This window comes from Sphingomonas kaistensis (assembly GCF_036884275.1).
In the GTDB taxonomy this organism is placed as follows: domain Bacteria; phylum Pseudomonadota; class Alphaproteobacteria; order Sphingomonadales; family Sphingomonadaceae; genus Sphingomicrobium; species Sphingomicrobium kaistense_A.
This window is the reverse complement of sequence record NZ_CP145607.1, coordinates 807495-827138: the sequence shown is the minus strand read 5'-3', so window position 1 is coordinate 827138 and position 19644 is coordinate 807495. Positions and strand designations below refer to the sequence as shown.

24 protein-coding genes are annotated in these 19644 nt (G+C 66.4%); 15 read left to right on the top strand and 9 right to left on the bottom strand.

What is annotated here, in order from left to right; genetic code table 11:
* Positions 1 to 2: 2 nt before the first annotated feature.
* Positions 3 to 911: an SPFH domain-containing protein gene (locus V6R86_RS03950; protein WP_338502308.1), complete on the bottom strand. Its 909-nt coding sequence runs from the start codon at positions 909 to 911 to the stop codon at positions 3 to 5.
* Positions 912 to 1027: 116 nt separating this feature from the next.
* Between V6R86_RS03950 and V6R86_RS03945 the strand changes: the two genes are divergently transcribed.
* Complete coding sequence (locus V6R86_RS03945; RefSeq protein ID WP_338502306.1) at positions 1028 to 1978, top strand: isoaspartyl peptidase/L-asparaginase; 951 nt, start codon at positions 1028 to 1030, stop codon at positions 1976 to 1978.
* Between the two features lie 3 nt (positions 1979 to 1981).
* Positions 1982 to 2497, top strand: a complete 516-nt coding sequence (locus tag V6R86_RS03940; protein WP_338502303.1) for a GNAT family N-acetyltransferase — start codon at positions 1982 to 1984, stop codon at positions 2495 to 2497.
* Here V6R86_RS03940 and V6R86_RS03935 read toward each other — a convergent pair.
* Entirely contained in the window at positions 2494 to 4083 is a 1590-nt protein-coding gene (locus tag V6R86_RS03935; RefSeq protein ID WP_338502301.1) for a cisplatin damage response ATP-dependent DNA ligase, read from the bottom strand. The genes V6R86_RS03940 and V6R86_RS03935 overlap by 4 nt on opposite strands.
* Before the next feature lie 45 nt (positions 4084 to 4128).
* Positions 4129 to 4434 carry a hypothetical protein gene (locus tag V6R86_RS03930; RefSeq protein WP_338502299.1) on the bottom strand — a complete coding sequence of 102 codons (306 nt, stop codon included), beginning with the start codon at positions 4432 to 4434 and terminating at the stop codon, positions 4129 to 4131.
* Positions 4435 to 4617: 183 nt separating this feature from the next.
* On the opposite strand from V6R86_RS03930, the gene rpmG reads away from it, so the two are divergent.
* Positions 4618 to 4785, top strand: a complete 168-nt coding sequence (gene rpmG, locus V6R86_RS03925; protein ID WP_332750507.1) for a 50S ribosomal protein L33 — start codon at positions 4618 to 4620, stop codon at positions 4783 to 4785.
* A gap of 113 nt (positions 4786 to 4898) precedes the next feature.
* Here the strand turns inward: rpmG and V6R86_RS03920 are convergent, their stop codons facing one another.
* A complete protein-coding gene (locus V6R86_RS03920) occupies positions 4899 to 5279 on the bottom strand; it encodes a response regulator (RefSeq protein WP_338502295.1) in 381 nt (126 codons plus the stop codon).
* 31 nt (positions 5280 to 5310) lie between these two features.
* On the opposite strand from V6R86_RS03920, the gene V6R86_RS03915 reads away from it, so the two are divergent.
* The 6 genes from V6R86_RS03915 to V6R86_RS03890 are packed head-to-tail and all read left to right on the top strand — an operon-like array spanning position 5311 to position 9256.
* Positions 5311 to 5586 carry a DUF3572 domain-containing protein gene (locus V6R86_RS03915; protein WP_338502293.1) on the top strand — a complete coding sequence of 92 codons (276 nt, stop codon included), beginning with the start codon at positions 5311 to 5313 and terminating at the stop codon, positions 5584 to 5586.
* A complete protein-coding gene (locus V6R86_RS03910) occupies positions 5583 to 6203 on the top strand; it encodes an HAD family hydrolase (RefSeq protein ID WP_338502291.1) in 621 nt (206 codons plus the stop codon). The genes V6R86_RS03915 and V6R86_RS03910 overlap by 4 nt, the downstream gene beginning before the upstream one ends.
* Positions 6200 to 6943: an SDR family NAD(P)-dependent oxidoreductase gene (locus V6R86_RS03905; protein ID WP_338502289.1), complete on the top strand. Its 744-nt coding sequence runs from the start codon at positions 6200 to 6202 to the stop codon at positions 6941 to 6943. Before V6R86_RS03910 ends, V6R86_RS03905 begins: the two co-directional genes overlap by 4 nt.
* Positions 6944 to 6974: 31 nt before the next feature.
* Positions 6975 to 7439: a RidA family protein gene (locus V6R86_RS03900; protein WP_338502287.1), complete on the top strand. Its 465-nt coding sequence runs from the start codon at positions 6975 to 6977 to the stop codon at positions 7437 to 7439.
* Positions 7420 to 8139, top strand: a complete 720-nt coding sequence (locus V6R86_RS03895; RefSeq protein WP_338502285.1) for a glycerophosphodiester phosphodiesterase family protein — start codon at positions 7420 to 7422, stop codon at positions 8137 to 8139. The genes V6R86_RS03900 and V6R86_RS03895 overlap by 20 nt, the downstream gene beginning before the upstream one ends.
* A complete protein-coding gene (locus tag V6R86_RS03890; protein WP_338502284.1) occupies positions 8126 to 9256 on the top strand; it encodes a GNAT family N-acetyltransferase in 1131 nt (376 codons plus the stop codon). The genes V6R86_RS03895 and V6R86_RS03890 overlap by 14 nt, the downstream gene beginning before the upstream one ends.
* Positions 9257 to 9259: 3 nt before the next feature.
* On the opposite strand, the gene V6R86_RS03885 is transcribed toward V6R86_RS03890, so the two are convergent.
* Positions 9260 to 9529 (bottom strand): hypothetical protein, encoded by a 270-nt coding sequence (locus V6R86_RS03885; protein ID WP_338502282.1) that lies wholly within the window; start codon positions 9527 to 9529, stop codon positions 9260 to 9262.
* A 181-nt stretch (positions 9530 to 9710) separates the two neighbouring features.
* On the bottom strand, positions 9711 to 10562 hold the full coding sequence (locus V6R86_RS03880) for a cold-shock protein (protein ID WP_338502280.1): 852 nt from the start codon (positions 10560 to 10562) through the stop codon (positions 9711 to 9713).
* A gap of 198 nt (positions 10563 to 10760) precedes the next feature.
* On the opposite strand from V6R86_RS03880, the gene V6R86_RS03875 reads away from it, so the two are divergent.
* From V6R86_RS03875 to rpoN, 5 genes are read left to right on the top strand one after another with little or no spacing between them, the layout of a single operon-like run.
* Positions 10761 to 11381: a ribonuclease D gene (locus V6R86_RS03875; RefSeq protein WP_338502279.1), complete on the top strand. Its 621-nt coding sequence runs from the start codon at positions 10761 to 10763 to the stop codon at positions 11379 to 11381.
* Positions 11381 to 12106, top strand: a complete 726-nt coding sequence (gene lptC / locus V6R86_RS03870; RefSeq protein ID WP_338502277.1) for an LPS export ABC transporter periplasmic protein LptC — start codon at positions 11381 to 11383, stop codon at positions 12104 to 12106. The genes V6R86_RS03875 and lptC overlap by 1 nt, the downstream gene beginning before the upstream one ends.
* Before the next feature lie 5 nt (positions 12107 to 12111).
* Positions 12112 to 12654 (top strand): LptA/OstA family protein, encoded by a 543-nt coding sequence (locus V6R86_RS03865; RefSeq protein WP_338502275.1) that lies wholly within the window; start codon positions 12112 to 12114, stop codon positions 12652 to 12654.
* 59 nt (positions 12655 to 12713) lie between these two features.
* A complete protein-coding gene (lptB, locus tag V6R86_RS03860; protein WP_338502273.1) occupies positions 12714 to 13436 on the top strand; it encodes an LPS export ABC transporter ATP-binding protein in 723 nt (240 codons plus the stop codon).
* Between the two features lie 17 nt (positions 13437 to 13453).
* Positions 13454 to 14878: an RNA polymerase factor sigma-54 gene (gene rpoN / locus V6R86_RS03855; protein WP_338502271.1), complete on the top strand. Its 1425-nt coding sequence runs from the start codon at positions 13454 to 13456 to the stop codon at positions 14876 to 14878.
* A 56-nt stretch (positions 14879 to 14934) separates the two neighbouring features.
* Here rpoN and V6R86_RS03850 read toward each other — a convergent pair whose 3' ends face one another.
* The gene (locus tag V6R86_RS03850) at positions 14935 to 15717 is read right to left on the bottom strand and encodes an endonuclease/exonuclease/phosphatase family protein (protein ID WP_338502270.1); all 783 of its coding nucleotides are present in this window, start codon (positions 15715 to 15717) and stop codon (positions 14935 to 14937) included.
* Positions 15718 to 15859: 142 nt separating this feature from the next.
* Here V6R86_RS03850 and V6R86_RS03845 point away from each other — a divergent pair, with 142 nt between their 5' ends.
* Entirely contained in the window at positions 15860 to 16405 is a 546-nt protein-coding gene (locus tag V6R86_RS03845) for a type 1 glutamine amidotransferase domain-containing protein (RefSeq protein WP_338502268.1), read from the top strand.
* On the opposite strand, the gene gyrB is transcribed toward V6R86_RS03845, so the two are convergent.
* Together gyrB and V6R86_RS03835 are read right to left on the bottom strand one after the other, a co-directional pair.
* Positions 16402 to 18909, bottom strand: a complete 2508-nt coding sequence (gyrB, locus tag V6R86_RS03840; RefSeq protein WP_338502266.1) for a DNA topoisomerase (ATP-hydrolyzing) subunit B — start codon at positions 18907 to 18909, stop codon at positions 16402 to 16404. The two genes, V6R86_RS03845 and gyrB, sit on opposite strands and share 4 nt — an antisense overlap.
* A gap of 152 nt (positions 18910 to 19061) precedes the next feature.
* A complete protein-coding gene (locus tag V6R86_RS03835) occupies positions 19062 to 19589 on the bottom strand; it encodes a DUF2141 domain-containing protein (protein ID WP_338502263.1) in 528 nt (175 codons plus the stop codon).
* Between the last annotated feature and the right edge of the window lie 55 nt (positions 19590 to 19644).

The following is a 19644-nucleotide window of genomic DNA, read 5'->3' as shown; positions in this document are numbered from 1 at the left end:
GCTTACTGATACAGGCTTCCGGTGTTGACCACCGGCTGCGTGTCGCGCTCGCCGCACAGCACCACCATCAGGTTCGACACCATCGCCGCGCGGCGCTCGTCGTCGAGCTCGACCACATTCTTCTCGCTCAGCATGGCAAGCGCCATTTCGACCATTCCGACCGCGCCTTCGACCAGGGTCTTGCGGGCAGCAACCACCGCCTGCGCCTGCTGACGGCGAAGCATCGCGCCGGCGATCTCCTGCGCGTAGGCTAGGTGCGTGAAGCCGCATTCGTCGACGCTGATCCCGGCCACCGCCAGCCGCGCATTCAGCTCCTGGCGAAGCTCGACCCCGACCTGGTCGTGATTGCCGCGCAGCGTGACCTCGAGATGCTCGAAATCGTCATACGGATAGCGCGAGCCGATGGCGCGGATGCCCGCTTCGACCTGCACCGCGACGAACGCCTTATAGTCGTCGACATCGTACAGCGCCTGCGCGGTATCGACCACGCGCCACACAACCTGCGCCGCCATCTCGATCGGGTTGCCGCGCAGGTCGTTGACCTTGATGCGCTCGGAGATGAAGTTGTTCGAACGGACCGACACCTTGGCCCGCATTTCCCACGGCCACACCCAGCGCAGCCCGGTCTTGCGGTCGGTCCCGCGATAAGAGCCGAACAAGGTGATCGACGCCGCCTGATTGGGCTGCAGCATGTAAAAGCCGCACAGGATGAACAGCAGGGCGATCGGCGACACCACGACCCCGACGATCGCAAGCGGCGAGCCCGCGCCCTCGGAACCGATCAGGCCGAGCACCGACACGACTTGCGCCACGATGGCGACCAGCAGCAGAAGCAGCATGGCATAGCCGCTGAACGTCTGCGCCGGCCGCTCATGGCTCGCCGACAGATTGATGATACCCCCGTCCGACATGATCGTCTCCTTTAATTGATATCACTTATATATCGACGCGATACACGGTGCAAGGGCCTGAGCCTTGCGCTAGGGGGCGGCGGCGCGATGTGCCTGCAAATCTGGAGCTATTTCTCATGACGACCCCCGCCCGAGCCACCGACTGGAAGCTCGTGATCCACGGCGGCGCAGGCGTGATCGAGCGGTCGCAGCTCGACCGGGCGCCCGGCAAGGAAGCCGAGATTCGCGCCGGGCTCGACCGTGCGCTGGCGGCGGGTGCTGCGGTGCTTGAAGCAGGCGGCGCTGCGCTCGATGCGGTGGATGCGGCGGTGCGGGTGCTGGAGGACGATCCCAATTTCAATGCCGGTCATGGCGCGGTGCTGACCTACGACGGCAGGATCGAGCTCGATGCCGCGATCATGGACGGTCGCAGCCGCGACGCCGGGGCGGTGACCGGCGTGACGGCGACGCGCAACCCGGTCGGCCTTGCTCGCCGGGTCATGGAAGCGAGCGATCACGTCATGCTGAGCGGCGAAGGCGCCGACGCCTTTTCGCGCAATCAAGGCTTGGAGCAGGTCGATCCAACGTACTTCGAAACCGAGCATCGCCGCCGCCAGATCGAGATCTTCCGGGCGAGTGATGTCAGCGCACTGGACCTCGAATATCGCTACGGCACCGTCGGCGCGGTGGCGCTCGACACTCACGGTCACGTCGCCGCCGCGACCTCGACCGGCGGCATGACCGGCAAGCGCTGGAACCGGATCGGGGACACGCCGATCATCGGGGCTGGCACCTATGCCGACGATCGCGCGGGCGCGGTGTCGGCGACGGGATCGGGCGAAATGTTCATCCGGGTCGGTGTCGCTCACGAGATTTGCGCACGGATGCGCCTGCTCGGCGAAGATGCGGCCACGGCAGCGGATACGGTGATGCAGGAAGTGGCGGCCATCGACGGCAGCGGCGGGGTGATCGTGGTCACGCCGTCCGGCGAGATGGCCTACAGCTTCAATTCCGCCGGCATGTATCGCGGCAAGGCCGACGCGGGCGGGCGCCGGGTTGCGATTTTCGGCGACGAGGAGCAGCGCTGAGCGATGCAGCTCGAACGCGCCACCACCGCCGATCTCCCGACCCTTCACGCCCTGGTCGAGCGGGCCTACCGGGGCGACACCGCGCGGGCGGGGTGGAGCCATGAAGCCGATCTCCTGACCGGTGACCGGACCAGCGTCGCCGAATTGCAAAGCTTTCTCGATGCCGGCGATCACCTGCTCGTGTGGCGCGATGCCGGCACGATCCGCGCCTGCGTGCGATTGGTCCAGCTAAGCGCCGATCTCGTCTATCTCGGCATGCTGACCGTCGATCCGTCACTGCAGGGCGAGGGGCTGGGCAAGCGGCTGCTGGTGGCGGCCGAAAACTACGCCAGCGAAGTCCTCGGTGCGCAGCGGATGGAGATGCAGGTCTTCTCCCGCCGCCGCGAACTGCTCTCCTTCTACAACCGCCGCGATTATCGTCCGACCGGGGAGCGCCGTCCGTTCCCGTACGACGAATGGCCGCACGCCGGCGCGCTGTTCGACGACCTCGAATTCACCGTGCTGGAAAAGCGCCTCTAGGTCGCCATCGCCAACAGGGTCGCGACCTTGTCGGCCTCGTGCGCCGGCTTGTCCTTGCGAATGCGCGCGATCCGCGGAAAGCGCATCGCCAGCCCCGAGCGATGGCGCTTGCTCTGGTGGATCGAATCGAAGGCCACCTCGAACACCAGCGTCTTCTCGACCTCGCGCACCGGGCCGAAGCGGTTCACGGTATGCCGCCGCACGAAGCGGTCGAGCCATTTCAGCTCCTCGTCGGTGAAGCCCATATAGGCCTTGCCCACGGGCAGCAGCTCGCCGTCCTCGGCCCAGCAGCCGAAGGTGAAATCCGAATAGAAGCTCGACCGCTTGCCGCTTCCGCGCTGCGCGTACATCACCACGCAATCGGCGGTCAGCGGATCGCGCTTCCATTTGTACCAGAGGCCGACGCGGCGCCCGGACACATACGGCGCGTCGCGGCGCTTCAGCATCATGCCTTCGATCGCCGCGTCACGCGCGCCCGAGCGTATCTCGGCCAGCTCGGCGAAATTCTCGGCCTCGATCAACTGGCTGATGTCGAACCGGTCGGCCGGCAGCCGCTCCATGAACCCCTCCAGCCGCGCCCGCCGCTCGGCCCACGGTAGCCCGCGCAGATCCTCCTCGCCGTCGAACAGCAGGTCGTAGAGCCGGACGAACGCCGGATATTCGTCGCGCATCTTGGCGCTGACGACCTTGCGCCCGAGCCGCTGCTGCAGCGCGTTGAAGCTTGCCGCCGACCCGCCATGCTCATCCAGTCCCTGGCCCGCCCCGCGCACCAGCAACTCGCCGTCGAGCACGGCAGGCACGCTAAAGGCTTCGGCCACTTCGGGAAAACTGCGCGTCACGTCATCGCCCGTGCGGCTGTAAAGCCGCGTCTCGCCGCCGGCATGGACCAGTTGCAGGCGGATCCCGTCCCACTTCCACTCGGCGGCATACGCGTCGAGATCGAGCTCGGCATCTTCCAGCGGATGGGCCAGCATGAAGGGCCGAAACACCGGCACGTCGCGCGCGGTCGGTTGCTCGCCGCGACCTTCGCCCCACGCGAACAGCTCGAGGTAAGGCGGCTTCAATCCGTGCCAGACCTCTTCCACCGCCTCGACATCGACCTCGAACGCGTCGGCGAAGGCCTGCTTGGCATTGCGGGCGTTGATCCCGACGCGCAGCTCTCCGGTGGCGAGCTTCAACAGCGCGTAGCGGCCGGGCGCGTCGAGATGGTCGAGCATCGCCGTCAGCACCGCCGGCGCGTCCGAGCGGCTGGCCGAGCGCAGGCGGTTCACCGCCTCGCTGATCGTGATGGTGCCGTCGTCCCATTCGCCCTCGGCGCTCGGCCACAGCAGCGAGACGGTTTCGGCAAGATCGCCGACATAATTGTGGCTCATCCGCAGCAGCAGCGGATCGACCCGCTCGGAGGCGAGCGCCTTGATCACCGCTCCTTTGACGTGGGGGATATCCAACGATCCGGTCAGCGCCGCCAGCGCATAGCCGCGGTCGGGATCGGGTGTGCGGCGAAGATAGTCGCCGATCAGCTTGAGCTTCGCCAGCCGCGAGCGGGTGTAGACGAGCGCATCGAGCAGCTGCGAAAAGTCACGCATGGAGGCGTAACGAACAGGCGGGCGGAAGTTCCTCCGCCTTCGGTGTCAGTGCAGGCGCGTCGCCACCGCCGCCAGGATCGCCTGATGCTCGGCCTGGGTGCGGGCGGCCATCGCATCCTCGGCATGGGCGAGGCAGGCGCTGGTCGCGACCCGGCAGCCGGGCAGCAGGGCAAGCTGCGACGACAGGCGGGCGAGCCCCTCCATAGCGTGCAGACCGGCCCGGTCGGCGGCACCGCGGATCGCGTCCATCCGGGCATGAATGTCGAGTGGGCTGAGCGCCTCGGCGCGTGCGCGAATATCATGCAGCCTGCGCTGCAGATCGTGGTGGAGGTCGGAAACCGAATCACCCATGCGTCACCTCTTTGCTGCTCGTGGAGAGTGCGCGCAGAGGGTAAACAGAGCGATAAGACGCGGGCATGACGGGCAGATGAGGGCTGAGTGACCTTGACAAGCGCCGCCGCCAGCGTCATTGGGGCGCCCGATACGGGCGGCTTTGGGCCGCTCTTTGTTTTTCCAGACTTTGGGTGCACCACGATGGCCAAGCCGGCAACCGTCAAGATCAAGCTCGTCAGCACGGCCGATACCGGCTTCTTCTATGTGACCAAGAAGAACCCGCGCAACACCACCGAGAAGATGAGCTTCCGCAAGTACGACCCGGTCGTCCGCAAGCACGTCGACTTCAAGGAAGCCAAGATCAAGTAAGCCGCTTCGGCTTGCCTGACGGCCGCTCGGCCGGGGCTTCAGCAAGGACGAGCTGCGACGCAGCTTAAGGGCGCTTCGGCGCCCTTCTTTGCGTGTGTCGGCCGATTGTCAGTTCAGGCGACTGGCGCTTCCTTGGGCAGCAAGGCACTTACTTCCTGCACGAAGCGGGCAACCGAGATCGGCTTCGACACATAAGCCTGCGCCCCGGCCGCACGGATGCGGTCGTCATCGCCCTGCCCCGCATAAGCGGTGACCGCCATGATCGGCACGTCGACGAGGCCGGGCTCCTCCCTGATCGAACGAATCAGCTCCAGTCCGCTGACATAAGGAAGCTGGATATCGGTGATGACGAGATGCGGCCGAAATGCCTTGGCTTCCTCCAGCGCGATCCGGCTGTCGGTCACCGGGCGCGCGTCGTGGCCATGCGCCGCAAGCAGGTCGCAAAACAATTTGATGTTGAGGGCATTGTCCTCGACAACCAGGATCCTGGCCATGTTCAGGCGCTCCTCATGGTAAACAGTATAAATGATGATGCGGCCAATCCCAAACGATGCTGACTCCATTACGGTTGCGCTGCAGGCGCTGGCCGTCTCGCTGGGAGACGAAGCGCGCGCGTCCCGCCTCCTCTCGCTGACCGGGCTCAGCGTCGACGATCTGCGTCATCGCGCGGCCGAACCCGAAGTACTGGTGGCCGTGCTGCGCTTTCTCGAGGATCACGAGCCCGACCTCCTCGCCGTCGCCGATGCCTTGGGAATGAAACCGCAGGAACTCGTCGCCGCGAGGATCGCTCTCGACGCATGAACGCCCGTCCCCTGTTCGTCACCGATTGTGACGAAGTCCTGCTGCACATGGTTCGTCACTTCTCTTCCTGGCTGGAGGAAGAGCAGGACGTGCTGTTCCGCCCCGAGGACGGCGACATGGGCACCGCCCTCAAGTTCAAGGCAAATGGCGAAGTCGTGCCCAAGGACCAGGTCTGGACCTACCTCGGTCGCTTCTTCGAGGGCGAGATGCATCGCCAGACCCTCGTCCCCGGCGCGCTGGAAGCGCTCGGCCGGATCGGCGAGACGGCGGACATCCTGATCCTGACCAACCTTCCCCACAAGGCGCATCCGTGGCGAGTCGACCAGCTGGCGCGCCACGACATTCATCACGAGATCGTGTGCAATAGCGGCGGCAAGGGCGAGCCGCTGAAGCGTCTGGTCGAACGGCACGGCGCACATCGCAGCGTCTTCGTCGATGATCTGGCGCAGCATCACCGCTCGGTCGCCCAGCATTCGCCCGACACCCAGCGGCTGCACATGATCGCCGAACCGACACTCGCCGCGGTCACCGCTCCGGCCGAACATGCCCATGCCCGGATCGACGACTGGGCGACCGCCACCCCCTGGATCCTGGAACGACTAGAAGGCCAATCATGAAGACCTGCCTCATCACCGGCGCCACCGCCGGAATCGGTGCCGCCTCCGCCCGTGCCTTCGTCGGCGCTGGCTGGCGCGTGATCGGCACCGGGCGGCGCGAGGAGCGGCTGAAGGCGCTGCAGGACGAACTCGGCGCCAATTTCCTGCCGCTCAGCGTCGATATGCAGAAGGTCGATCAGGTCGAGACCTTGGCCAGGCTTGATGGCGACTGGTCGGGCCTCGACTGCCTGATCAACAACGCCGGGCTGGCCCCGCCGATGTCCGATTTGCAGGACAGCGAATGGGGCGACCTCAAGACCGTTCTCGATACTAACGTCACCGGCCTCGTCGCGCTGACCCGCGCCTGCCTGCCCAAGCTGATCGCCGCCAAGGGGCTGGTCGTGAACCTGTCCTCGGTCGCCGGCAGTTACCCGTATCGGGGCGGCGCGGTGTACGGCGCGACCAAGGCCTTTGTCCGCCAGTTCAGCCTGATGCTCCGCAATGACCTGGCCGGGACCGGCGTGCGTGTCACTTCCATCGAACCCGGCATGGCGGAGACCGAGTTCACCCTCGTCCGCAACGGCGGCGACCAGGCGGCGTCCGACGCGCTTTACGCGGGGATCGAGCCGATGACCGCCGAGGATCTCGCCAACACCATCCTGTGGGTCGCGAACCAGCCGGCGCATCTCAATTTCAATTCGATCGAATTGATGCCGACCCGCCAGAACTGGGCCGGCTTCGCCACCAACCGCGAATCTTGACCTCGCGGCTCCGGAAGGCCACTCGCGCCCCATGTCTATCGATCAACGCCTCGCCGAACTCGGCCTCACCCTTCCCGAAGCCGCCGCCCCGGTCGCGGCTTATGTCCCCGTGGTCCAGAGCGGCAATCTGCTGTTCGTCTCGGGCCAGGTCAGCTTCGCCGCCGACGGCAGCCGGATCACCGGTCGGCTGGGTGACGACATGGACCTCGAAGCCGGTCAGGAAGCGGCGCGTCGCTGCGGCCTGATGGTGCTGGCGCAGGTCAAGGCCGCGCTCGGCGGTTCGCTCGACCGGGTGAGCCGGATCGTCAAGCTCGGCGTATTCGTCAATTCGACCGGCGATTTCACCGACCAGCCCAAGGTGGCCAATGGCGCGTCCGAACTGATGCAGGACGTCTTCGGCGAAGCCGGGCGCCATTCGCGTGCGGCGGTCGGCGTGCCGGCGCTGCCGCTCGGCGTCGCGGTCGAGGTGGACGCGATTGTCGAGGTCCGCGACTGATCGGCTGTTCGCCGGACCGGCCGGTTTCGCGCATCGCGGCCGGCATGGTCCCGGCGTGCCCGAAAACAGTCTGGCGGCCTTTCGCGCCGCCATCGCCGCTGGCGCGGGTATCGAGTGCGACCTTCGGCTGAGCAGCGACGGCTCTGCCATGATCCACCATGATTCGACGCTTGAGCGGATGTGCGGCATTTCCGCGCAGACCGAGAGTTTGCCCGCCGCGAGCCTGATGGCGCTGCCGCTGGCCGGCGGCGACGAGCGAATCCCTTGGCTCGGCTCTTTGCTCGACCTCGCGGCCAAAACGCCCCTCCTGCTCGAACTCAAGGTCCGCGCGGGCTCGCCACCGCCACCGGTCGATCTTCTTTGCCGCACCGTGGCGCACGACCTTGCGAGGCACGAGGGGCCTGTCGGCGTGATGAGCTTCGACCCGCGCGTAGGCGCCTGGTTCGCCCGCCACGCGCCGGCGCTCCCGCGCGGTCTCGTCATCGCCGATGCCACGCCGGCATGGCACCGGTTCGCCATGATCAGGCTGGCGCGACCGACCTTCCTTGCGGTGGAGACGACCGCGGCGGCCCGCCCGTGGGTCGCCAAGGCGCGGCGGCGCTGGCCGGTCGCCTGCTGGACCGTGCGCGACATCACGCAGAAGAAGGCCCTTTCGGATCGGGTCGACGCGCTTATCTGGGAGGGCGATGGCCGACCATGATCCTGACGAGGCGCGTATCGCCGATTCGTTTGCTTCCGTGGACGCGCCGACCTGGGACCGTCTCGCGGGATCGTCGGACCCGTTCCTGAGCCACGCCTTTTTCGCCGCGCTGGAAGACTCGGAAAGTATCGGCAACCGCAGCGGCTGGACCTCGCTGCCGCTAATCGTGAATCAAGGCGGCAAGGCCGTCGGTGCCGCACCGGCCTTTCTGAAATCGCATAGCCAGGGCGAATATGTGTTCGACCAGGGCTGGGCCGACGCCTGGCAGCGGGCAGGCGGGGATTATTATCCAAAGCTCCAGATCGCGGTGCCCTTCACGCCCGTGGTCGGCCGGCGCCTCCTAGGAGACAAGCCCGAACTCGTGCTCGCGGCAGCCGAAGCGGTGGTCCGGCAAAACGAGTTATCTTCCGGGCACGTCACCTTTCTCACCGCCGAGGAGGCCGCCGCTGCCGAAGCGCGCGGCTGGCTGGTCCGCCACGGGGTGCAATTCCACTGGCACAGCGCGGGCGAGGGGGACTTCGAGGGGTTTCTCGACCGTTGCAGCAGCCGCAAGCGCAAGACGATCCGCAAGGAACGCGCCGCCGCACGCGAGGGGCTGACGTTTCGCCATCTGCGGGGACGCGAGATCGGCGCGGCCGAGATGGATGCGATGTGGCTATTCTACCAGGACACGGGCAGCCGCAAATGGGGCCGTCCCTATCTCACCCGCGCCTTCTTCGAGCTGGCGGTCGAGCGGCTGGGCGACGACCTGTTGCTGTTCCTTGCCGAGCGCGACGGCGCACCCATCGCCGGCGCGCTCAACTGGGTCGGCGCCGACACGCTCTACGGCCGCTACTGGGGCTGCCGCGAGGACGTGCCCTTTCTCCACTTCGAGCTTTGCTATTATCAGGCGATCGAGTGGGCGGCCGCCAACGGCCTCAAGACGGTTCAGGCCGGCGCCCAGGGCGAACACAAGCTGGCACGCGGCTACGAACCGGTTCTCACTTACAGCGCGCACTTCATCCCGAACCCCAGCTTCCACGCCGCGGTCGCCGACTTCCTGCGACAGGAGCGCGAGGCCGTCGCCTTTGAGCTCGAAGCGCTGCGCGCCGAGCTGCCGTTTCGCAAGGAAGGCTAAGGCTCAGCGGGTCGAGCGGCGCCCTTCCCGCGCCTCCACCTCGGCGCCGATCTTTTCGAAGATCTTGCCGCGCTGCTGCATGAAGTCACCGCACTGAATTAGCATCGGACCCAGCGGTTTTCCCTTTATTGCCTCGCCGGCCCTTTCGGCAGCCGCGGCAAGCTGGCCCTGCGCAATGGCGCCATCGACGCGGCCCATGAAGAACATCGCGGCGACCTGGTTCGCCAAGGCAATCTGTTTGTCCTCGATCTCGGTCGCCGCTTGCTGGGTCACCAGCATGCATTGCACATCAAAATCGGAGCTTCCCGGCGTCGCGCTTCCCACTGGAGCCTGGAACGCAAGCAATCCCGCCAACCACCACATAAGTTCGTTTCCCCAATCAAAGAAAGGCCCGCCGGAATTTCTCCCGGCGAGCCCTCTTGCCCCTCGCGCGAACGCGGGTGTGCCGTGTCGCTTAGCCTTGGAGCGGGCTGAGGTTCACGGCCGCATGCTTGCCGCGGCGGTCGACTTCGAGTTCGAACTCGAGGCGGTCGCCTTCGTTGAGGCTGGTCATGCCAGCGCGCTCAACGGCGGAGATGTGGACAAACGCGTCCGGCTGTCCGTCGTCGCGCTGAATGAAGCCGAAGCCCTTCATCGCGTTGAAGAACTTGACGGTGCCCGAAGCCTTTTCACCGGTCAGCTGACGCTGCGGCGCGCGCTCGGCCCGTTCAACGGCCATCGGTTCGCCATCGATGCGGATGTTGGTCGCCGAGATGCGGCCACCGCGATCGACCAAGGTGAACTCGATCGGCTGACCGTCGGCGAGATCGGTAAGACCCGCCTGCTCGACCGCCGAGATGTGCACGAACACGTCTTCGCCGCCGTCATCGCGGACCACGAAGCCGAAGCCCTTTTGCGGGTTGAAGAATTTGACGACGCCCTTGCCTTCGCCAACGACCTGGGGGGGCATGCCGCCACCGGCACCACCACCGCCGCCGCCGCGGAAACCGCCGCCGCCGCCGCCGCCGCCGAAGCGACCACCGCCGCCACCGCCGAAGCGATCGCCGCCGCCGCCATAGCCGCCGCCACCGCCGCCGCGATATCCGCCACCGCCGCTGCCGCCGCCGAAGCCGCCGCCGCCACCGCCGCGATAACCGCCGCCGCCGCCGCCACCGCCGAAGCGATCGCCGCCGCCGCCAAAGCCGCCGCCACCGAAGTCGCCGCCGCCGAAGCCGCCGCCACCAAAGTCACCGCCGCCGCCGAAATCACCCTTGCTGTCGCGTCCGCGACCACCGCGGTCGCCCTTACGCCCTCGATCGTAACCCATGCCCGTGCAAACTTCCTCGAACCCGAATCTCTTTAAACCAACGCGCTGGGCTCAACGGCGCAACCGGTCACGGCATGTCAAAAGACATGATTCCGTTTTCGACCCTACAGGAAAAAACGGCCGTGCTCTAGCCGTTTGTCTAGGCGCTTGCGTCATCACCGGTTAAGCGGGCTTCGCGCAGAGGGTTCGGGACATTTTATGGCCATATATTTTCACGAAGAAGACCTGCCCAGCCTGGACCTGTTCGGCCCCGGCCCGATCGCGGTCGACACCGAGGCGATGGGCCTGCATCCCGGACGTGACCGCTTGTGCCTGGTGCAATTGAGCGATGGCGGCGGCGACGAGCATCTGGTGCGCTTCTCGCCCGGCAGCGATTATGCGGCGCCGAACCTCAAGGCGCTGCTGGGCGACCCGAACCGGCTGAAGCTCTATCACTTCGCGCGGTTCGACGTTGCGATCATGCAATATTACCTCGGGATCAACGCGGCGCCGCTGTATTGCACCCGCACCGCGTCGCGGCTGGTCCGCACCTATACCGACCGCCACGGTCTGAAAGAGCTGGTCAAGGAACTGCTCGGCACCGACATCAACAAGCAGCAGCAGACCAGCGACTGGGGCGGCCCCGACCTCAATGACGCACAGCGCGATTATGCTGCCAGCGACGTGCGCTATCTCCATGCGCTGAAGGAAAAGCTCGACGTCCGCCTGCAGCGCGAAGGCCGGATGACGCTGGCGCAGGCCTGCTTCGACTTCCTGCCGGCCCGCGCCGCGCTCGACAATGCCGGCTGGCCCGAAACGGACATCTTCGCGCACAGCTGATGAGCGACGCCGCCACCCTTCAGCGCGAGCGGGCGCAAAGCTGGGCGGAGCCCGGCAGCCGGCACGACAAGCTGGTCGGCACGCTCAAGATCGCGCTTCCGGCGGCAGTGGGCGTCGTCGGCGCGGTGTTCCTGATGCTGCCCTTGGCCAAGGATCAGGAAGTCAGCTTCATCCTCGATAAAAAGGATGTCGGCCGGGCCGAGGAGCGGATGAAGATCGAGGCCGCGCGCTACACCGGCACCGACAATGACGGGCAGCCGTTCGTCTTGAACGCCGACCGCGCGGTGCAGCAGACCAGCGACGTGCCGGTCGTCGACATCAGTGGCATTCGCGCGCGCCTGGGGTTGGCCCAAGGCCCTGCGACCATCCGGGCACTGCGCGGACGCTACGATCTCGACCGGCAGCAAGTCGCGGTGAACGGCCCGGTGCGGGTCAGCGGTCCTGAAGGCGAGCAACTCGTCACCCGCGACGTGCTGATCGACCTCAAGACGCGGCAGGTCCGCAGCACCGGTCAGGTCGGGGGCCGGATGCCGGTCGGAAGCTTCGACGCGGACAGCCTCAATGCCGATCTCGGCACGAGGCAGGTCGGGTTGACCGGCGGGGTGACGGGCAAACTCAAGCTCGGCACCTTCGCCGCGGGGCGGATGCGGGCCGATCTCGATAGCCGGGTCGTCGTGCTCGATGGCGGCGCGCGGTTGAAAATTGTGCCCGGCGCCGTCAGATGAGCCGCATGGGCAAGCTTTCGACCTTCGGCACGGCACTCGCGCTGGTTGCGACCACGGCGGGCGGCGTCGCGTTTGCCCAGACGCAGGGCGGGCCCGTGTCGGCGCTCAAAGGGCATAACAGCAATGCCCCGATCGACGTCGCGAGCGACCGGATCGAAGTGCAGGATCGCGCCGACAGGGCAATCTTCGCCGGCAACGTCAAGGTGCGGCAGGCCGAACTCACGCTCGACACCGAGCGGCTGACGCTTGCCTACACCAACGACGGCAAGCTGCAGATCGACCGGCTCGACGCCAGCGGCGGCGTGACCGTGCGCAGCCCGTCCGAAACGGCGCGCGGTGATTTCGGCATCTATGATCTCAACCGCCGGCTGATCACCCTGATCGGGTCCGTACAGCTGCAGCGCGGCGATTCGCGGATAAGCGGCGGGCGGATGACCATCGACCTCGACAGCGGCCGAGCGGTGGTCGACGGCGGCCCGCGCGGCGTGGGCGAAAGCGGCGGACGTGTGATGGGCCGCTTCACCGTGCCCCAGCGCACCGGCGGCTGAGCTCCGTGAACGAAGTCAGCACAATCCCCTTCGCCGCGGACTCCGCGGAACCGGTGACGATGCGTGGGCTTGAAGTCTGCAGCATCGCCAAGAGCTACGACAAGCGCCAGGTGCTGCGCGACGTCAGCCTGGAAGTGCATCGCGGCGAAGTGGTCGGCCTGCTGGGGCCCAATGGCGCTGGCAAGACCACCTGCTTCTATTCGGTGATGGGTCTCGTGAAGCCCGATCACGGCCGGATCATGATGGATGGACGGGACATCACCCCGCTGCCGATGTACCGCCGCGCGATCCTCGGCCTTGGTTACCTGCCGCAGGAAACCAGCATCTTTCGCGGGCTGACGGTCGAACAGAATATCATGGCGGTGCTCGAAGTTGCCGAGCCCGACCGCGACGCCCGCGCTGCCCGGCTTGAGCAGTTGCTCGGCGAATTCGGGCTGACGGGCCTGCGCGCGTCCCCGGCGATGGCGTTGTCGGGCGGTGAGCGGCGACGCTGCGAGATCGCCCGGGCGCTGGCGGCGGATCCCAAGATCATGCTGCTCGACGAACCGTTCGCCGGCATCGATCCGATCAGCATCAGCGACATCCGCGATCTGGTGAAAGACCTGAAGCAGCGCGACATCGGCGTGCTGATTACCGACCACAATGTCCGCGAAACGCTGGACATCGTCGATCGCGCCTGCATCATCTACGACGGGCAGGTGCTGTTCGCGGGAACGCCTGAAGCACTGGTCGCCGATCCTGACGTTCGCCGACTGTATCTCGGCGAATCATTCGAATTGTAGGGGCTTAAGCGCGCAACATGGGACTGGGACCGGGACTTCACCTCCGCGCTTCCCAGTCGCTGGTGATGAGCCAGCAGCTTCAGGCCGCGATCAAGCTGCTGCAGCTGACCAACCTCGAAGTCGAAGCCGCGATCGCCGAGGAATTGGCGAAGAACCCCCTCCTCGAAATAGGCGGCGACGGCGACGTCGTGGTGCGCGAGGATATCGAGTTCGGCGAGGCGGCGGCGGATCCCAAGGGCGCGGACGAGCTTGGCGGCAAGGGCGACGAAGCGCTCGACAGCGACTGGCGCGAGGCGGCGGGGGAGACCGACGCTTCCTACGAGATCGGCGGCGCTGACGAGGACGGGTTCGACTTCGATCGGCTGGCGAGTTGCGAGACCGGGCTGTGCGAGCATCTGATGGCGCAATTGCATGGCGCAGGGCGGGTGGCCGAGGCGATCGTCCATGAATTGGAAGAGACCGGCTGGCTGACCACGCCGCTCAAGGCGATTGCCGAGGCGCTGGAGGTGCCGGTCAAGGAGGTCGAAGCCGCGCTCAAGCTCGTGCAGGGCCTCGACCCCGCCGGTGTCGGCGCGCGGGATCTGGCGGAGTGTCTGGCGCTGCAGGCCAAGGCCGCCGACCGCTACGATCCCGCGATGGCGCGGCTGATCGCCAATCTCGATCTCCTCTCGCGCGGGCAGACCGCGGCGCTGAAGCGGATCTGCGGGGTCGATGACGAGGATCTGGCGGACATGATCCGCGAGCTCCGCGCCTACGACCCCAAGCCCGGCTGCCGCTTCGCAGCCGAACCCCAGACCGCCGCCGAACCCGACGTGCTGGTGCACCGCACCCGCACCGGCTTTGTGGTCGAACTCAACCCCGCGACACTTCCCCGCGTGCTGGTCAACCGGCGCTATCACCAGGAACTGAAAACGGCGGCCAGGAACGACCGAAAGAGCCGCGCCTGGCTGTCGGAGCAATATCAGAGCGCCTCCTGGCTAGTCCGTGCCCTCGACCAACGGGCGAAGACGATCGTGCGGATCACCAGCGCGATCGTCACCGCGCAGGAAGGCTTCTTTCGCGACGGGGTCTCGGCGCTGCGGCCGCTGACCATGGGCAAGATCGCCGAAGCGGTGGAGATGCACGAAAGCACGGTCAGCCGGGTCGCGGCGGCGAAGAGCCTGCTGTGCGACCACGGGCTATTCGAGCTGCGCTCTTTCTTCGCCAGCGGGGTCGCGGCGGACGATGGCGAGGGCGCCAGCGCCGATGCGGTCAAAGCGGCGATCCAGCGGCTGGTTGCGTCGGAGACCGAGGTGCTGAGCGACGATCAGTTGGTCGACGCTCTCAAGGAACAGGGAATGGTCCTGGCTCGCCGCACCGTCGCCAAATATCGCGAGGCGGTCGGCATCGGGTCGAGCGTTCAGCGGCGGCGGCAGCGGGCGATTCAGGGCAAGGCGGCCTGAAGGCTCTTCAGCGTCCGTCACCCCGGACTTGATCCGGGATGAGGAGCTACACCATCCTACCACGCGATCCGCGCCCAGACCGGCAGATGGTCGCTGGCGACTTGCGCCAGATCGCTGACATGAACGCCGGACGCCTCGACGCGGAGGCTGCAGTCGACAAACAGGCGGTCGAGCACCGCCATCGGGCGACGCGCGTGAAAGCTCGGGCCAGGCGCGACGACATGATAGTCGTGTTCCAGATCGCGCAGGCAGGCGGCGGTGGCGCGCCATTCATTGGTATCGCCCATCATGACCGTGGGCATCGCCTGCGGGCGCGCCTTCACCGCCTCGCAGATCGCCTTGAGCTGGCGGCGGCGCCACAGGCCGCTGAGGTCGAGGTGGAGGCCGATGATCCGAATGGGGCGGTCGCGCACCAGCAACTCGACCAATACCGCGCCGCGCGGCTCGAGTGTGGGGAGTTCGAGCGCCGCGACGTCGAGCACGCCCACATCAGGACGAACTAGAATGGCGTTGCCGTGCCAGCCGATGTTGCGGGTATCGACCTTAAGCCATTCATCGACCCGCGCCCCCACCGTAGGAAGCCGGTCGAGCGCGCGGCGGTTCCTAACGCCCAGCGGAACCGGCAGCCAATGGCCGTGGCCTTCCCACAATTCATGGGGAACCGCCGAGGCACGTCCCCCGGTGCGGCGATCGGCTTCCTGCAGCGCGATAATGTCGGCGCCGACCTCCTCGAGCACGGCGAGAATGCGGTCGGGATCGCGGCGACGATCGAGGCCGACCGCCTTGCGCATGTTGTAGGTCGCAAGCGTCAGGGATGTTTGGCCGGTGATCTCTCTCATCGTCTGCTCAAACCCCCCACCGCGCCGCTTGCTCCCGAGCGAGGCGCCGAGCCGGAAGCCTTGCGCCGGCACGGACACAAGTCGCGAGCCGGGCATTCAGAATGGCAGCACCATCGATCTGTCCAGAAGAGGTTTGAAGAGCATGAGCAAGAAGGTCGCCATCCTGATCGCGCCGCGCGGCACCGAGGAGCCCGAATTCACCAAGCCCAAGGAAGCGCTGGAGGACGCAGGGATGGACGTGACGGTGGTAGGCTTGTCCACCGACGAGGCTGAAACCTTCAACAACGACCTCGACCCAGCCTCGCGGATTGCGGTCGACAAGGGAATCGAGGTCGTGTCCGCGTCCGAATATGACGCGGTGGTGGTGCCCGGCGGCACGGTCGGCGCCGACAAGCTGCGCGCGTCGAAGGAAGCGGTCGCCTTCGTCCGCGCCTTTTTCGACGCGGGCAAGCCGGTGGCGGCAATCTGCCATGCCCCGTGGGTGCTGATCGAAACCGGCCAGCTCAAGGGACGCACGCTGACCTCCTACCCTACCGTCCAGAGCGACATCCGCAACGCGGGCGCGACCTGGGTGGACCAGGAAGTGGTCCGCGACAAGGGTCTGATCACCAGCCGCGATCCCGACGATCTGCCGGCCTTTTGCGAGGCCCTCATCGCGGAATTGCAGGTAGGGGTGACCCTCGCCTAGACGTCCAGGTTGGCGACGCTCAGCGCATTGTCCTGGATGAATTCGCGGCGCGGTTCGACCACTTCGCCCATCAGGCGCGAGAAGGTTTCGTCGGCGATGTCGGCCTGCCCGATCTCGACCCGGAGCAGCGAGCGGTTGGCCGGGTCGAGCGTGGTTTCCCACAATTGCTCGGCGTTCATTTCCCCGAGGCCCTTGTAGCGCTGGATGCTGAGGCCCTTGCGGCCGGCGGCGAGCACGGTGTTCAGCAACTCTGACGGTCGGGTGATCTCGATCGGCTTACCCTTGGTGTCGGCGGCGGCCTGTTCGGCAGCCTCCTCGCCTTCGCCAGCGCCGACGGTCGGCTCAGTCTCCGCCGCAGCGCTCTTGCGCAGGGTGCGCAGGGTCGAGGGCTGGGCGTAGGTGTCGCGCTGTTCGCCGGCCAGCGTGTGAAGCTTCCGCGCTTCAGCCGAGGCGATGAAGCTTGGTTCGATGATGGTGACGTCGGTAACCCCGCGCCACAGGCGGCGGAGGAGATAGCCGCCTTCGGTGGCGAGCTCACCCGACCATTTGCCTTCGCTGTCGCCCTGCTGGAGCCAGTCAGCGACCTTGTCGATCGCCGCGGCGCGGCCGTCGGTGCCGAGTTCGGGATCGAGCGCGCCGGCCAGCGCCAGCGCTTCGAGCAGGGCCGGGTCATATTTCTTCGGCGCGTATTTGAGCAGGGTACGGACGCGGCGGGCGTGATCGACCAGTGCCTTCAGGTCGGCCCCCTGGCGAACCTCTCCGCTGCTATCGAGCTGGAGCCCTTCGAGGCCGGCATCAACGAGATAGTCGTCGAGCGCCGCGTCGTCCTTGAGATACACCTCCGACCGGCCGCGGGCGACCTTGTAGAGCGGCGGCTGGGCGATCAGCAGGTGGCCGTTCTCGATCAGCTCGGGCATCTGGCGGTAGAAGAAGGTCAGCAGCAGCGTGCGGATGTGCGCGCCGTCGACGTCGGCGTCGGTCATGATCACGATCTTGTGATAGCGGAGCTTCGCGAGGTTGAATTCCTCGCGGCCGATGCCGGTGCCGAGCGCCTGGATGATGGTGCCGATTTCGCGTGACGAGAGCATCCGGTCGAAGCGGGCGCGTTCGACATTGAGAAGCTTACCGCGCAGGGGCAGGATCGCCTGATTGTGGCGGTTGCGGCCCTGCTTGGCCGAACCGCCGGCGCTGTCGCCCTCGACCAGGAACAGTTCGCTGAGCGCAGGATCGCGTTCCTGACAGTCGGCGAGCTTGCCGGGCAAGGAGGCGATATCCATCACGCCCTTGCGGCGGGTCAGTTCACGCGCGCGCTTGGCGGCTTCGCGGGCGGCGGCGGCGTCGATGATCTTCTGGATGATCGAGCGGGCGTTGACCGGGTTTTCCTCGAGCCACTCGGTCATCTTGTCGCTCATCAGCGCTTCGAGCGGCTGGCGCACTTCGGAGCTGACCAGCTTGTCCTTGGTCTGGCTCGAAAACTTGGGATCGGGCAGCTTGACCGAGACGATGGCGGTCAGGCCTTCGCGCATGTCGTCGCCGGTCAGCGTGACCTTTTCCTTTTTCAACATGCCGGATTTCTCGGCATAATTGTTGACGGTGCGGGTCAGCGCGGCGCGAAAGGCGGCGAGGTGGGTGCCGCCGTCGCGCTGGGGAATGTTGTTGGTAAACGGCAGGACGTTTTCATAATAGCTGTCGTTCCATTCCAGCGCGACGTCGATGCCGATGCCGTCGCGCACCGCCGAAATGGCGATGGGATCGGGGAACAGCGGGGTCTTGGCGCGGTCGAGATATTTGACGAACGCCGCGATTCCGCCCTCGTAGAACAGCTCCACTTCCTTGCGCTCTTCATGGCGTGCATCGGCCAGGACCAAGCGGACGCCGGAGTTCAGGAAGGCGAGCTCGCGGTAGCGGTGCTCAAGCTTGTCGAAGTCGAAGTCGGTGATCTTGAAAGTGGCGGGGCTGGGCAGGAAGGTGACCTGCGTGCCCTTTTTGCCTTCGGGCGCGGGGCCGACGACCTTCAGCGGCGCGACCGCATCGCCGTGGGCGAAGCGCATGTAATGTTCTTCGCCGTCGCGCCAGATGGTGAGGTCGAGGAACTCGCTCAGCGCATTGACGACGCTGACGCCGACGCCATGGAGGCCGCCCGACACCTTGTAGGCATTGTCGTCGCTGGTGTTCTCGAACTTACCGCCGGCGTGGAGCTGGGTCATGATGACCTCGGCCGCCGAGACGCCTTCCTCGGCGTGGATGCCGGTCGGAATGCCGCGGCCATTGTCCTCGACCGTGACCGAGCCGTCGGGGTTGAGCTGGATGAGGATGCGGTCGCAGTGGCCAGCGAGCGCTTCGTCGATGGCGTTGTCCGACACCTCGAACACCATGTGGTGGAGGCCCGATCCGTCGTCGGTATCGCCGATGTACATGCCCGGCCGCTTGCGCACCGCGTCGAGGCCTTTCAGGACCTTGATGCTGTCGGCGCCGTAGGAGTTCTGGTTCGCTTCTTCTGCCATGCAAAAGCTATAGCGGATGGGGCTGGCAAGTCACGCGCAACGGCGGTGTGCGCGATGCTCTACGCAGGGTGCGGCCCAGCGATGCTGGCCGGGCCGATGGAAAGCAGGGTGGCGGGCAGCGCCAAGGGGGGAAACGCCGCCCGCCTGACTGATTACTTGCTCTTTAGCGCGACCGTAGCGCTGCCGCCGGTCGCCGATACGTCGAACGCCGCTGGAGCGAAGGCCGGCGCGCCGCTCTGCGCGGTGCCGGAGAAGCCGTAGGGCTCGGTCGGGCCGGTGGCGCCGATGGTGAAGGTGCCGTCGCGGTTGGTGTCCTGGACCACGGCGGCGGCATAGCGGCCGGCGGGGACGCCCGACAGGGTGGCGGTAACCGAGGTGCCGGTCGGTTCGACCTTGGTGGTGTAGGTGCCGGCGCTCTTCCCGAATTCACTTTCGCTTTGCAGCGCGACGAGGACCGGGCCGCTGTTGGCGGTGACGCCGCTGACCGAGACGGTGACGACTGCGCCCGAACTGGTGGCGATGTTGCCGCCCATGCCCGCGTTCATGCCGTCGTCGGCGATCATGTTGTCGACCGCGGCCATGTCGTTCGACACGATCGCGTCATTGGTCGCGGCGGTTTCGGTGGTGTTGCCGCAGGCGGCGAGACCGAGAATGCTTGCCGCAAGAAGAAGGCTGCGCATGAGTTATTCCTCTAAGCTGAATAGCTTGAAAGAGATAACCATGCGCAGCCGTGAT

Bases quoted from the DNA above. Each gene is read 5' to 3' on its own strand.
- gyrB (WP_338502266.1), bottom strand. From the start codon at position 18,909: ATGGCAGAAGAAGCGAACCAGAACTCCTACGGCGCCGACAGCATCAAG.
- lptC (WP_338502277.1), top strand. From the start codon at position 11,381: ATGAGCGACGCCGCCACCCTTCAGCGCGAGCGGGCGCAAAGCTGGGCG.
- V6R86_RS03900 (WP_338502287.1), top strand. From the start codon at position 6,975: ATGTCTATCGATCAACGCCTCGCCGAACTCGGCCTCACCCTTCCCGAA.
- rpmG (WP_332750507.1), top strand. From the start codon at position 4,618: ATGGCCAAGCCGGCAACCGTCAAGATCAAGCTCGTCAGCACGGCCGAT.
- V6R86_RS03910 (WP_338502291.1), top strand. From the start codon at position 5,583: ATGAACGCCCGTCCCCTGTTCGTCACCGATTGTGACGAAGTCCTGCTG.
- V6R86_RS03930 (WP_338502299.1), bottom strand. From the start codon at position 4,434: ATGGGTGATTCGGTTTCCGACCTCCACCACGATCTGCAGCGCAGGCTG.
- rpoN (WP_338502271.1), top strand. From the start codon at position 13,454: ATGGGACTGGGACCGGGACTTCACCTCCGCGCTTCCCAGTCGCTGGTG.
- lptB (WP_338502273.1), top strand. From the start codon at position 12,714: ATGCGTGGGCTTGAAGTCTGCAGCATCGCCAAGAGCTACGACAAGCGC.
- V6R86_RS03890 (WP_338502284.1), top strand. From the start codon at position 8,126: ATGGCCGACCATGATCCTGACGAGGCGCGTATCGCCGATTCGTTTGCT.
- V6R86_RS03920 (WP_338502295.1), bottom strand. From the start codon at position 5,279: ATGGCCAGGATCCTGGTTGTCGAGGACAATGCCCTCAACATCAAATTG.
- V6R86_RS03915 (WP_338502293.1), top strand. From the start codon at position 5,311: ATGATGATGCGGCCAATCCCAAACGATGCTGACTCCATTACGGTTGCG.
- V6R86_RS03905 (WP_338502289.1), top strand. From the start codon at position 6,200: ATGAAGACCTGCCTCATCACCGGCGCCACCGCCGGAATCGGTGCCGCC.
- V6R86_RS03850 (WP_338502270.1), bottom strand. From the start codon at position 15,717: ATGAGAGAGATCACCGGCCAAACATCCCTGACGCTTGCGACCTACAAC.
- V6R86_RS03865 (WP_338502275.1), top strand. From the start codon at position 12,112: ATGGGCAAGCTTTCGACCTTCGGCACGGCACTCGCGCTGGTTGCGACC.
- V6R86_RS03835 (WP_338502263.1), bottom strand. From the start codon at position 19,589: ATGCGCAGCCTTCTTCTTGCGGCAAGCATTCTCGGTCTCGCCGCCTGC.
- V6R86_RS03940 (WP_338502303.1), top strand. From the start codon at position 1,982: ATGCAGCTCGAACGCGCCACCACCGCCGATCTCCCGACCCTTCACGCC.
- V6R86_RS03880 (WP_338502280.1), bottom strand. From the start codon at position 10,562: ATGGGTTACGATCGAGGGCGTAAGGGCGACCGCGGTGGTCGCGGACGC.
- V6R86_RS03950 (WP_338502308.1), bottom strand. From the start codon at position 911: ATGTCGGACGGGGGTATCATCAATCTGTCGGCGAGCCATGAGCGGCCG.
- V6R86_RS03845 (WP_338502268.1), top strand. From the start codon at position 15,860: ATGAGCAAGAAGGTCGCCATCCTGATCGCGCCGCGCGGCACCGAGGAG.
- V6R86_RS03935 (WP_338502301.1), bottom strand. From the start codon at position 4,083: ATGCGTGACTTTTCGCAGCTGCTCGATGCGCTCGTCTACACCCGCTCG.
- V6R86_RS03945 (WP_338502306.1), top strand. From the start codon at position 1,028: ATGACGACCCCCGCCCGAGCCACCGACTGGAAGCTCGTGATCCACGGC.
- V6R86_RS03875 (WP_338502279.1), top strand. From the start codon at position 10,761: ATGGCCATATATTTTCACGAAGAAGACCTGCCCAGCCTGGACCTGTTC.